Below are 12,205 nucleotides of genomic sequence, written 5' to 3'. Positions count from 1 at the left end.
GGATTTGTTAGAACTTTGTCAAAGTTTAAAACTTTCAAAGTTTAGGAAATTTCAATTGGAATTTGGAATTTAAAGATTGAGATTTATTCTTAAGGATTTGTAGACCAAATACTGCTGTTCTTTATAAAAACTCTGCGGTTTAATTTAAGTTGTGCAATAATCAATTCGGCTACGTCTTCAGACTGCATCACTTTCTCCGGATTTCCATCGGTTAATTTTAAATCGATTGCCAAATCAGTTGCAACAGTGCTGGGTGTTAAAGCTGTAATACGAATATTGTGTTTTCTCATTTCCTGCATCAGAGAATCTGTTAAGCCTAAAACAGCAAATTTAGATGCGCTGTAAGCACTTGTAACGGCATTTCCGTTTAATCCGGCTGTTGAAGAAATATTGATAATGTCACCAGTTTGTCTTTCGATCATGTTTGGAATAACGGCGCGCGTAGTATAATACGTTCCCATTAAATTAACTTGAATAATTCTCTCCCATTCGCTTGGTTCCAATTCTAGAAATTTTCCAAAAGCACCAATCCCCGCATTATTGATTAAAATGTCAATCGTCTTAAATTCGGCTAAAGCTTTTTCAACAGCGCTATTTATAGAGTTGATATCCGAAACGTCAGCAGATAAAGCTAAAGATTTTACTCCCAATTTATTAGTTTCAGCCGCTACTTGCTCTACATCGGCTTGGGTTCTTGCAACTAAAATTACGTTTACGCCTTCTTTGGCTAATGCAATTGCAATTGCTTTTCCTATTCCTTTTCCGGCTCCCGTAATTAGTGCATTTTTATTTTTTAATTCTGACATGATTGTGTTTTTAGAAATGCAGAAAGCATCATTTTAGTTACACAAAAATACTGTTTTTGCTTCCTAAAATGATGCTTTTAGCTGTTTTCTTAATCTAAGTTTAACAACTTATTTATTCTTTCAAAACCATATCGATACACATAACAGCGGCCAAAATTAATTGTCTAAGCGGACTGTCCTGCGGTACAGTTTCTTCAATTTTCAGTACATAATTATCTGCGCTGGTAAAAAACTCTCTGCCCATTCCTGCCCATTTTTTGCTTACTTGCGCAAGCTGTTTATTTTCATGCGAAAATTTAAAATCCCATCCTGTCCATTTTCCTTGAAGTGTTGCGGCAGGTTTTTCATTTTTATCTAAAATATCAAACTTGCCTCCAATAGAAAAGAACTTTTGTTTGAAGGTTCCTACCAAATGATCTTTTTCATCAAAAACTTCAACTGTAGAACGGAAAATTGCAACGCCGCGTTTTACAGAAATTAGTTTCTCTCCAGAAGCAGTTGTAATTTCAATATCAAAAGGTGTTGCTCTTTTATAATCTGTAAAACGAAGCATTTTGGTAAAAAAGCCAAGATTGTTTTCTCTGCAGTTCATTATAATCTCATTGCTTTCAGGATTATAAATGTCATAATTATTAGCGGCTTTAAACATTCCAATGTGTTCTTTTACAAGAAATATATTCTGATTTAAAATTGGGTTCATGAAATTTGGTTTGAAATTGATTTGTAAATAAATTTAAAGGACTCCTAGTGAATGAATTTCAATAGGAGTCCAAATGTAAAGAAATCTTGGTTAATAATCGTATTTTGCACCCTCAACTAAGCGAATAAATTCTGCTTTGTAACCTTCGGGATCACTCGCTATTCCTTGTTTGGCTAATTTCAGAATATCATCAGATGATTTATTTGAAATCAGTTTTGAATCTCTCAATTTTAATCCGAACCACGCAACGGCAGTACTGAATTTAAAATCGTCTGATGTTTTTTCTGTCGCAACTACCTTGTCTTCAATTACTTTTGTCATTTCGATACTTTTGTCACCATCTGGTTTTTTGTAACGGAATTTTATGGTTGCAAGTTCATTATTGTAATTATTTCCTGTTTCCTGTACTTTAGTATATTTTAAATCGTCAGGCTGTTGGTTTAAATAATTGCTCGAAACTCCAGCAGGAATAATTTCATATAAAGCCGTAACCGTATGATTGCTTCCTAATTCTCCGGCATCAATAGCATCATTTTTAAAATCTTCCGGACGAAGTTTTCTGTTTTCGTATCCAATCAAACGATACGCCTGAACTTGTTTTGGGTTGAATTCAATCTGGATTTTCACATCTTTTGCAATCGCAAACATCGAACCTTTAAATTCTTTTCCTAAAAAACGGTTGGCTTCCTGAATGTTATCGATATAGGCATAATTTCCGTTTCCTTTATCTGCTAAAGTTTCCATTTTGCTGTCTTTGTAATTGCCCATTCCATAACCCAGACAAGTTAAGAAAACACCAGTTTTTCTTTTTTGTTCAATTAATGTTTCCATATCAGAATTAGAAGTGCTTCCCACATTAAAATCGCCGTCAGTTGCCAGAATTACTCTGTTGTTTCCATCCTTAATGAAGTTTTCAGATGCAATTTTATACGCCAATTCAATTCCAGCTCCTCCAGCGGTACTTCCTCCAGCATTCAAATTTTCTAAAGCATCGTTTATTGTTTTTTTCTCTCCTCCAGAAGTTGGAGGCAAAACCAATCCTGCTGCGCCTGCGTAAACTACAATTGCTACTTTGTCTTTTTCTCTTAATTCGTTTACCAAAATTTTCATCGATTGTTTTAGCAATGGCAATTTATTAATATCACTCATTGAACCTGAAACGTCGATTAAGAAAACCAGATTAGAAGCCGGCAAATTTTCTGTTTCGATATTTTTTCCCTGCAAACCAATTTTTAAAATTTGGTTTTTAGTATTCCAAGGCGAATCGCTCAATTCTGTATTGATAGAAAACGGATTCTGATCTTTTGGCTGTGGATAATTGTATTTAAAGAAATTCACCATTTCTTCCACACGAACAGCATCTTTTGGAACTGCTTGTCCGTTGTTGATAAAACGTCTTACATTGGTATACGAAGCATTGTCAACATCAATAGAAAAAGTTGAAAGCGGTGCTGTTTTTGGACTTTCAAAAGCATTTTCTACAAAATTGTCGTAATCTTCCTGATTGGGTACAGCTGGAGGCGCAATATTTATGTTTTTCAATTTGGCATCGAGTTCTTTCTCCGTAAGGTTTTTGTATATTCCGTTTTTGGTATCAATAATTACAACTCCGTTTGCTGCTTTATTTCCGTAAAGAGAAGTAGCATCAGCATCTTTTAAGACTTTTACATCTTGAACATCATTGGGATTAATATTGGCGAATTGTTTGGCTTTAACCGGAACTCCATCAATAATATATAAAGGCTCGTTTTTTGATGAAATAGACTCAACTCCTCGGATTGCAACACTTTGACTTGGACTTGCAACATACTGAACATTGTTTTGAACTTGAATTCCTGCAACTTTTCCTTGAATTGCTTTAGCAGCTTTTTTTTCTTTTCTTCTAGAAATATATCCAGAACTATTGTCTTCATATTCGGCATTGCTAGAACCGTAACCAACAACTACGACTTCTTGCAACGATTGGTTTGCAGGCAGCAATTTTATATTAATCGTAGTTGAATTTTGTACTTTTTGTCTTTGAGAATTATAGCCAATATATTCAAAAACCAAAAGATCTCCTTTTTGAGCCTGAATGCTGTAGTATCCGTCAAAATTGGTTACAGCACTTTTTTTTGTGTTCATATTAATCACATTTACGCCCGGAAGCGGCAGTTGGCTTTCGTCTGAAACGATTCCTGTAATTGTTTTTTCCTGTGCTTTTACTACGAAACATATAAGCATAGAAAGGGCTAATGAAATAAGTTTTACGTTTTTCATGATAGTAAGTTTTTAAATTAAAGTTTGTTTTTCAGCTAGTTTTGCGAAGCTGGTTTCCCTTTTCGGGTAGTAATAATAACGACTCCTTTTTTGCCTTTTTCGCCATATTTTGATGTGGCTTCTAAGTCTTGAAGAACCATAATGGTTTTAATTTCTTGTTTGTTTAAAGGTGCGTATGGACTTGTTGGATTTGGACCAAACAAATCATTTTCAGAATAATAAATGCCGTCAATAATATATAAAGGAGAATCTAGCACAATAAGCGAATCTACATTTTCAGGTTTAAGATTCGGAAGTTCTTTCTCCAGCATTCTTTCTCGCTTTTCGTCATTGCTGTGTGTTAAAGCGTTTCCGTCAACAACAATAAGCGGAGCACTTTTTTTAGCCATTTGAGGCGCTTCAGAATAGGCAGCTTTCGCTGATTCTCTTTGAATTGGTCTTGAATAACCAAAACTTTTTGCCTCTTTTGCTTTCGAAAGTGTTGTTTGTTGCTCTTCATTATCGACATATCCTGATTGCACAGAAACTGGAGCGGCAACTTCATCGGCAATGATTACAGCATTTACTCCATTTTTTCCTGTTGATTCAGAAAAACTGCCTTGCACTTCGCTTATGGCAACTTTTTGCTGTTCTTTAATTTGTTTGTCTAAAACTTTTTCTGCTTCAGCTTTCGGAAGTATTGGTGAATCAGTTGAAACAAGAGCATTATCTTTTTCTGAGGAAGGATTTTTAATTGCTTCTTTTTCTTTTTCATTTACTACAACTTCTGCCGCTGGAATTACCGTTGTTTTATTTGATTTTAAAAACTGAGAACCCAAAGAAATTAATAACAAAAGAGATGCTGCAATGGCGACTTTTTTCCATAATGAAATCTTGTTTTTTGCTTCTTTTTTGTCGAGTTTATCTTCAACACGCGACCAGACTTTTTCCATTCCTGGAAAATCTTTTTGTTCCGAGTTTTGCGCGGCTTCTTTAAATTTATCGAATATTTTATCTTGATTGTCCATGACTATTTTGCTTTTTGATAATACAATTTATTTACTAATTCCTTCAGCTTGGTTTTAGAAGCGTTCAATTGTGATTTTGATGTGCCTTCAGAAATGTTAAGCATGCTGGCTATTTCTTTATGTCCGTAACCTTCTATAACAAAAAGGTTAAAAACAGTTTTACAGCCGTCTGGAATGTGGTTTAATAAATTGAGTAAATCTTCTTCTTCTAACGAATTAATTTCTTCTGTAAAAGGCTGAGAAAGCAATTTGACATCATCAAGATACATGTTGAAATTGGTGTTCTTCTTGATGGTCGCCAAACAGTGGTTGACGGTTATTTTGCGCGCCCAAGCCTCAAAAGCCTTAGCTTCTTTCAACTGATCCAGTTTTGTGAAAATAGTATAGAAAGCATCAGCCATGGCTTCTTCAATTTCTTCTTCCTTTTTCAGGTACCGTTTGCAAACGCGATACAATTTTGGAGCCATATGCTCATAAACCTGACGCTGTGCCTCGCGGTTCATTTTTTTGCAGTTAGAAATTTGAGTTTCGTTTATCACAATTGTTGTCTTTCTTATATAGAGAGATAAAAAGATAAAAAGGTTGGGAATGCGGTGAAAAAAAGTTTAGAAATGGCGTTTATTTTTTAAAATTTATTTTTTGGAACTATAAGTCATATCTGTAAATGACATAAATACGTTTAATTTTGGTTATAATTAATCTTTGCGAACCTCTGAGAATTCTTTGTGAATCTCTGTGAAATAATTTTTACACAGAGATTCACAAAGGTTACGCAAAGCTTCACAGGTAAAGAAATCTAGTTAGCTGGCAAACTCAATTTAAAAATCTTAGTTTCCAACAATTCCGTGTCATTATCTTCGCAAAGCAAAAACTCAATTTTGTTATTTTCTTTTTTGTAGAAAGTCAAACCTTCGAATTTATTGGTTGCCGTTATTTTTTGCGTGAAATCTATTTTCATGGTTTTAAGATCAATTCGGCCGATAAAGCTTCCTAGAATTTCGCCGTCATCATAAGTTGATTTTGTATCTTCTGCAGTAGAAAGAAAATAAATTTTGTCATCGACTAAAATAGCATCGGTAAAACTAGAACGAACGCCTTTTATTTTTGGCAGTTTATAATTGGTAGCAACCAATGCAAATTCTTCTCCTAGACTTTTTGCGTGAATGGTAAAAATCGTGTTTTTATTTGAAATGCCATTTCCTCGATTGAATAAATACCAGTTTTCTCCATCGAAAATAGCACCTTCCAGATTAAAATCTTCTGGTTTTATAGATCCGAAATTTTGCATTACGGCATATAAATCGACAAGATTATTTTTTTGTAAAATGGTTTTAGTTTTGAGATCAAACTCAATCATTTTATTTCGGTTTTCCGTCGAGCCGGAACCAAAAACATAAAGTGTATCATTATGATGTGTAATCGATTCGAAATCGGGTTTTATATTTTTTGGAATATTTTGCGAAGGATTATCAATTAAAGGATGATGACTTAATTGCTGATTCTGCATATTATATTCGTATAAGAATCCGCTATTGTCGCCAATAATGTAAAGGGCATCATTATTATAAAATAATCCTGATGCAGAACCGATTCCGATGATTTGAAATAATATTTCTAATGTGAATTTTTCCATGAAATGTTTTTTTTTTGAAAATAAATACCTAGCCCTGATAGTCCCGAACTTTCGGGAGAAATACTTTAAAAAAGAATTATATTTTTTCTTGACAGAACAAAACGATCGGACCAAGCTCTTGTTATGGCTTAAAACAAAACAATTTATTAAAAAAGTATTGCGATTAATAGCAGGAATATGCTTCGTAAAATTAGTATATTTATGATATATAAATTCAGAAAATATGAAGTCAATAGATCCAAAAGATTTTAAAGTTACAGATAAAATAAAATTATCCAAGATTCCGACTTTGCTGAAAGTAAAAGCCGATGATGAAGAAAAGGAAGCAAAACTTGATAAAGTTCAGGCAAAATTGAGCGATTTGCAAGACGTAATGTATGCGCACAATAGATATTCGGTTTTAATTTGTCTTCAAGGAATGGATACTTCTGGGAAGGACAGTTTAATTAGAGAAGTTTTTAAAGAATTTAATCCGCGTGGAGTGGAAGTGTATAGTTTTAAAACACCAAATTCTAGTGAATTAGAGCACGATTATTTATGGCGACATTATATTGCACTTCCTGAAAAAGGAAAGTTTGCCATTTTTAATCGTACGCATTACGAGAATGTGCTGGTTACTCGGGTGCATCCGGAATTTATTTTGGCGGAGAACTTACCTGGAATAAATTCGGTTGAAGATATTACGCCTAAATTTTGGAAAAGAAGAATTGAGCAAATCAATAATTTTGAAAGTCATATTGCAGAAAACGGAACAATTGTAATGAAATTCTTTTTGCATTTAAGCAAAGAAGAGCAGCGTCAACGTTTATTGCGTCGTTTGGAAGAAGGTAAACACAATTGGAAATTTTCGCCCGGCGATTTAAAAGAACGCGAACATTGGGATGAATACCAAGAATATTATGAAGAAGCAATAAACAAAACTTCGACCGATCATGCGCCGTGGTACGTTATTCCTGCAGATGATAAAGAAATGGCCCGTTATATAGTTGCTAAAATTATTTGGGAAGAAATGCAAAAATACACAGACATCAAAGAACCAGAATTAGATGATGAAATAAAAGCCAATTTTGAAATGTATAAAAAGGAGTTGGGAGAGAAATAGGATAATTAGATAATGGGTCAATTAGAAAATTAGATAACTTTTTACTGCATTTAAAAAAAAACTAACAGTCTCGAAGATTCGAGACCGTTAGTTTTTTTTTATCTTAAATTCTCTATTTTGAATTTGTCATAAAAACGAAAACCCGGCAGACTATGCGATCTGCCGGGTGTTCATACCAAAAACAAAAAAATAAATTAAACCTGTATTTTATAAATCAAAACCATATGCTAAACGTAGAGCAACTTGGTTGGTTTTGAATTTGTTGTAGTCCTCATAACGAACACTAATATCAATGTATTTGTTAGCGTATCCAATTCCTGGCGCCCATAAAAAAGTAGTTTGATCGTATCCGTTTGTAACGGCAAAACCAGCACCTACTTCACCTAATACATAAAATTGATCTTCCCAAACGAAAGCTTTGAAACCAGCTTTTGCAGGAATAAATCCAAGGTCTTTTGCATCGACTCCATTTTCATCTTTTCCCATAAACAAATTGGTAAAACCAGTTGTTAATGTAAGTGAAGCTCTTTTAGTCAAATCGTATTGTAAACGAACATCTCCACCAAGAGACCAATCGTAAGCATTGTCGGTTGGCAAACCTCCGTTTAAACCAAACCCTAATCTGAAACCTTGATCGTAATTTTTAACTTCGCTTTCTAATTGTGTGTCTTGAGCAAAAGTTGTGTTGGCAGATAATAAAGCTATAGCAGCTAGGCAGATAAATTTTAGATTTCTCGATTTCATAATGACAATTTTTTTTGAATTATTAATAATGTAAAAGTAATATTGAGGTGTTTTGGTGTCGTTATATAATTTTTTGAAATTGTTATATAATTTTGAAATTTGGAATTTGAGGTAGCAATTTTGAACTTCTATAGAGTTATTCTTAAAATTGGCTTATATTTTTAATAATAGGATAGAATTCGACGCTTCTGATTATCTTTGCCGACTAAAAAAGAAGAAGCGTGAGTTTTAATCAATATACAAAGGAGTTCTCTTATAATTTAAGATTAGCTTACCCCATAATTTTAGGAATGGTCGGCCATACCTTAATAGGGATAGTCGATAATATTATGGTAGGGAAATTAGGAAGTACAGAACTTGCAGCTGTTTCTTTAGGAAATAGTATGATTTTTATCGCAATGTCTTTAGGAATTGGTTTTTCTACAGCTATTACGCCAATAGTTGCAGAAGGCGATGCCGAAAAAAACGACACCAAAATTCGTTCTGCTTTTCATCATGGCTTGTTTTTGTGTACCATTTTAGGATTGGTACTTTTTGGCGTTATTATTTTAGCAAAGCCAATTATGGAATTGCTGCATCAGCCAGCAGATGTTATTGCACTTGCAAAACCATATTTAGGATGGGTTGCTTTTTCGTTGATTCCACTTATAATGTATCAGGGATATAAACAATTTGCAGATGGAATGTCGATGACAAAATATTCGATGTACGCAATGGTTATGGCAAATGTACTGCATGTTGGTATTAATTATGTACTAATTTACGGTATATGGATTTTTCCCAAAATGGGTATCATCGGCGCGGCACTTGGAACTGTAATTTCGAGAATCTTCTTGGTTATGTTCATGCATATTATGCTGTCAAGAAGGAATGATTTAAAACGTTTCTTCAAAAATTTCAGCTTTGAAGAAATTAAAAAAGAAACAATTAAAAAAATAATAAGCATCGGGTTTCCCTCGGCGATGCAAATGCTTTTTGAAGTAGTATTATTTACGGCTTCGATCTGGCTTTGCGGGAATATTGGGAAAACGAGTCAGGCAGCGAATCAAATTGCTTTGAGTCTCGCTTCGATGACATTTATGTTTGCCATGGGATTAAGTGTTACTTCTATGATTAGAGTGAGTAATCAAAGAGGATTGCAGGATTTTAAAAAATTAGTGGTTGTGGCGCGTTCGATTTTTTTGCTCGCTATTATTATAGAAACTGTTTTTGCTATTTTGTTTGTCGCTTTTCATGAATTCTTGCCGTATATCTTTTTGAATATGGAAAACGGAGGACAGCTTTTAGATAACACAGAAGTAATAAGCATAGCTTCAAAATTATTATTAATTGCTGCTATTTTCCAGATTTCTGACGGAATTCAAGTAGTAGTTTTAGGCGCTTTGCGCGGTTTGCAGGATGTCAAGATTCCAATGTATATTACCTTTGTAGCGTATTGGATTATTGGTTTTCCAATTTCGTATTATTTAGGAGAATATACAGATTGGAAGGCGGAAGGAGTCTGGATCGGACTTTTGGCAGGCTTAACTTCAGCGGCTGTCTTTTTATACATTCGTTTTCATTACCTGACAAAAAAATTAATCCATAATTCAGTTTCAAATAGCTAAATTTGGAAGATTAAAAAAATTGAAAACCACAGATTAACTCGACTTACACAGATTTTAAAATCTTTTTAGTTCTTGTAATCTGTATCATTTTAAATAAATAAAACAAAAAATAAATAAAATGGAATTACCTAAATTTTTACTTGGAGATAATACTGATTTTCCAGATGATATTTTCATCATTCACCTTGACTATCCAAGATTTATCATCAACTTAAAAGATGATGAGGTTGAGTTTATGGAAGAAGCGGAAGATCTTGATGAAGCTGAATTAAATGCTGAAATGGAAGGCTTAATTGTTCTTGCAAATGAATTTTATGACAGAGAAATAAACCGTTACGAAGAGTAAAGACGCACAGCTGTGTGCCTTTATGATGCATTTAAATCAAAAAGATATTTAAATTTTCTAATGAAAAAATTAAGTTTTTTAAAACCTATTTTTAATTTTATAGCAATCGGATTGCTTATTACGACGCTAAGTCGAATAATTTTATTCTTTATTTTTAAAGATAGAGTTGTCGAAACGCCAAATTTCTGGTACATTTTTCCAATCGGTCTTCGAATGGATTTGATTTTACTTTGTTATTTGTCTTTTTTACCAGCAGTTCTAATTACATTTTTACCAAATAAATGGCTGAAGTTTACCAATAACTTTCTGGTAATTTACAGTTTCTTATTTCTATTTCTGATTCTTTTTGTAGAATTGGCTTCGCCAGATTTTATAAAACAGTACGACACAAGACCAAATAAGATTTTTTTAGATTATCTTATTTATCCAAAAGAAGTGGTTGGAATGCTCTTAAAAAGCTACCTGACGTCGATTATTGTTACTTTTCTAATCTTAGGAATTGCATTGTATTTTGCCTTCAAAAAAGGCAAGAAATACTTTTATACCACTAGTTCTGAATATAAATTCAAATTGTTGGTTTTTCCATTAGTAGCTTTTTTATTGTTTTTTGGTGCGCGATCAAGTCTTACTTCAAAACGCCCTATTAACGCTAGTAATGCTGTTTTTTCAACAGATCAGCTGACGAATTGTTTGGGAATGAATTCATTTTACACGGTTGCATTTGCTGCTTATTCGATTAAAAACGAAGGAAACACGAAAATGTATGGTAAAATGGAGGAAGCGGAAGCTATTGCGCGTGTAAAAAAATACATGATCGCCGGTCCAAATGATTTTACAGATGCTGAAATTCCGTTTCTTCATGTGCAGCAGCCAGACTCTGTGATGAAAAAACCATATAACTTGGTAATTTTTTTACAAGAAAGCTTAGGTGCAGAATATGTTGGAATTTTAGGCGGAAAACCTTTAACGCCAGAATTTGATAAATTATCAAAAGAAGGAATGCTGTTTACTAATTTATATTGCACAGGAACAAGAAGTGTGCGCGGAATTGAAGCGGTTGTAACTGGATTTTTGCCTTCGCCGTCTGAAAGTGTAGTTCGGCTTGGAAATTCACAGCAAGGATTTTTTACGCTTGCTGACGCCTTAAAACAAAAAGGTTATGATACCAGTTTTATTTACGGAGGAATGGCAAATTTTGATAATATGGCTTCGTTTTTCAACGGAAATGGTTTTCAGGATATTGTTGATCAGGAAGATTTCGAATCTGATGGAAATAAATATGCTTTTAAAGGAACCTGGGGCTATTCTGATGAAGATTTAGTAACGAAAGCAAATAATTATTTTAAAGCTAAAGGTGATAAACCATTCTTTTCTTTAATGTTTTCAACATCAAATCATGAACCGTTTGAATATCCGGCTGGAAGAATAAAACCTTATGACAAGAAGCCGGCAACGGTAAACAACGCCATGAAATATGCTGATTTCTCCATTGGAAAATTCTTCGAAATGGCGAAGAAAGAAGCTTATTTTAAAAACACGATTTTCATCGTTATTGCAGATCATAACACCAGAACTTACGGAAAGAATTTAGTACCAATTAATAAATTTCATATTCCAGCATTAATTATGGGGCCTGGAGTTCCAAAAGGAGAGGTTTACAGTAAATTAGCCAGCCAAATTGATATTCCGCCAACTTTATTAAGTTATTTGGGACTTTCGTTTGAAACGCCAATGGTAGGAAGAAATTTAAGCAAACTAGATCCGAAAATTCAAGGAAGATCTATTATGCAGTTTAATGATATAAATGCTTTTAGAGTCGAAAATCAAGTTGTAATTATGCAGCCCAATTTGAAACCGCTGCAGTTTGAAATTAAAAATGATACGACTTTAATTCCGATGAAATTAAATGAAGAATTAGCAAAAGATGCTTTGGCACATGTAATTACTGCAGGAAATTTATACAAAGAAAATAAATATAAGCTTAGGGCAAAATAAGGTTCA

The 12,205-nt window shown here is 33.6% G+C and carries 11 protein-coding genes; 4 read left to right on the top strand and 7 right to left on the bottom strand.

Annotated features, from left to right (window positions below; translation table 11 throughout):
• Positions 1 to 89: 89 nt before the first annotated feature.
• From IR010_RS13545 to IR010_RS13520, 6 genes are all read right to left on the bottom strand, one after another.
• Positions 90 to 806 (bottom strand): 3-ketoacyl-ACP reductase, encoded by a 717-nt coding sequence (locus IR010_RS13545; RefSeq protein WP_194604554.1) that lies wholly within the window; start codon positions 804 to 806, stop codon positions 90 to 92.
• 112 nt (positions 807 to 918) lie between these two features.
• Positions 919 to 1,506, bottom strand: a complete 588-nt coding sequence (locus IR010_RS13540) for an LURP-one-related/scramblase family protein (protein ID WP_194604551.1) — start codon at positions 1,504 to 1,506, stop codon at positions 919 to 921.
• Positions 1,507 to 1,596: 90 nt separating this feature from the next.
• Positions 1,597 to 3,765 carry a vWA domain-containing protein gene (locus IR010_RS13535; RefSeq protein WP_194604549.1) on the bottom strand — a complete coding sequence of 723 codons (2,169 nt, stop codon included), beginning with the start codon at positions 3,763 to 3,765 and terminating at the stop codon, positions 1,597 to 1,599.
• A 35-nt stretch (positions 3,766 to 3,800) separates the two neighbouring features.
• Positions 3,801 to 4,772, bottom strand: a complete 972-nt coding sequence (locus IR010_RS13530; RefSeq protein ID WP_194604545.1) for a hypothetical protein — start codon at positions 4,770 to 4,772, stop codon at positions 3,801 to 3,803.
• Between the two features lie 2 nt (positions 4,773 to 4,774).
• Positions 4,775 to 5,275, bottom strand: coding sequence for an RNA polymerase sigma factor (locus tag IR010_RS13525; RefSeq protein WP_029272680.1), 501 nt, complete (start codon positions 5,273 to 5,275; stop codon positions 4,775 to 4,777).
• 293 nt (positions 5,276 to 5,568) lie between these two features.
• On the bottom strand, positions 5,569 to 6,405 hold the full coding sequence (locus tag IR010_RS13520) for a DUF6929 family protein (protein WP_194604542.1): 837 nt from the start codon (positions 6,403 to 6,405) through the stop codon (positions 5,569 to 5,571).
• 223 nt (positions 6,406 to 6,628) lie between these two features.
• Here IR010_RS13520 and IR010_RS13515 point away from each other — a divergent pair, with 223 nt between their 5' ends.
• Complete coding sequence (locus IR010_RS13515) at positions 6,629 to 7,507, top strand: PPK2 family polyphosphate kinase (RefSeq protein ID WP_194570096.1); 879 nt, start codon at positions 6,629 to 6,631, stop codon at positions 7,505 to 7,507.
• Positions 7,508 to 7,714: 207 nt separating this feature from the next.
• On the opposite strand, the gene IR010_RS13510 is transcribed toward IR010_RS13515, so the two are convergent.
• Entirely contained in the window at positions 7,715 to 8,251 is a 537-nt protein-coding gene (locus tag IR010_RS13510) for an outer membrane beta-barrel protein (protein WP_029272683.1), read from the bottom strand.
• A 221-nt stretch (positions 8,252 to 8,472) separates the two neighbouring features.
• On the opposite strand from IR010_RS13510, the gene IR010_RS13505 reads away from it, so the two are divergent.
• From IR010_RS13505 to IR010_RS13495, 3 genes are all read left to right on the top strand, one after another.
• Positions 8,473 to 9,858 carry an MATE family efflux transporter gene (locus tag IR010_RS13505; RefSeq protein WP_194604539.1) on the top strand — a complete coding sequence of 462 codons (1,386 nt, stop codon included), beginning with the start codon at positions 8,473 to 8,475 and terminating at the stop codon, positions 9,856 to 9,858.
• A gap of 118 nt (positions 9,859 to 9,976) precedes the next feature.
• Complete coding sequence (locus IR010_RS13500; RefSeq protein ID WP_017495128.1) at positions 9,977 to 10,204, top strand: hypothetical protein; 228 nt, start codon at positions 9,977 to 9,979, stop codon at positions 10,202 to 10,204.
• A gap of 60 nt (positions 10,205 to 10,264) precedes the next feature.
• Positions 10,265 to 12,199, top strand: coding sequence for an LTA synthase family protein (locus IR010_RS13495; protein WP_194604536.1), 1,935 nt, complete (start codon positions 10,265 to 10,267; stop codon positions 12,197 to 12,199).
• Positions 12,200 to 12,205: the final 6 nt, after the last annotated feature.

It is taken from the genome of Flavobacterium sp. MR2016-29, assembly GCF_015350695.1.
In the GTDB taxonomy this organism is placed as follows: Bacteria; Bacteroidota; Bacteroidia; order Flavobacteriales; family Flavobacteriaceae; genus Flavobacterium.
Note: the sequence above shows the minus strand (reverse complement) of the source record. Positions and strands in the feature narration are given on the sequence as shown.